Annotated in this window: 1 protein-coding gene; it reads left to right on the forward strand. The window is 53.0% G+C overall.

Features of this window, described 5'->3' with window-relative positions:
• Positions 1 to 625, forward strand: a 625-nt coding sequence (locus FH871_RS31915) for a putative Ig domain-containing protein (RefSeq protein ID WP_171063035.1), incomplete at both ends; no start/stop codon positions are given.

Raw genomic sequence — 625 nt, forward strand, 5'->3', positions numbered from 1 at the left:
TTTCCGGCAGGATTTGCTCAACGCGGGCAAGGGCAATGGCAAACACGCCTTTAGTCTTGCCATTCCCTCCAGCCTGAAAGATGGTCGTCCGCATCTGCTCACAGCCCGGGTGGCCAGCAGCAGTTTCATGCTGAAAAATCCGCCCAAAGCACTGACTTGTCAGGGAAGCGGGGAGCCAATCAATCTACCACCCGTTGCGCCCACAACAACACCTTTATCCGCAACCGTTGGTCAGAATTTCATCGCCTTTCTGCCCGCCTTTACCGATCCGGAAAATGGTGCTCTAAACTATAATCTGACCGGTTTGCCGGGAGGGCTGAGTTTTGATGTGGCTGCACGGATCATTATTGGAAATCCCACCGTCAGCGGTAATTTTAATCTGACGTATTCGGCGACGGATAGCCAACTGGCGAAAACAGAAGTAACCATTTCGTTGACCGTCAGAGCGGTTTCGGCCATCAATCAGCCACCGATAGCCCCAACGACAACACCTTTATCCGCCACCATTGGAACGGCATTCAGCATCACCTTACCGGTTTTTACCGACCCTGAAAATCAATCGCTGACGTATTCGCTGAGCGGTTTGCCTTCCGGACTGAGTTTTACGGCCAGCAGCCGCCAGATC

Source organism: Larkinella sp. C7 (assembly GCF_006149005.1).
GTDB lineage: Bacteria > Bacteroidota > Bacteroidia > Cytophagales > Spirosomataceae > Larkinella.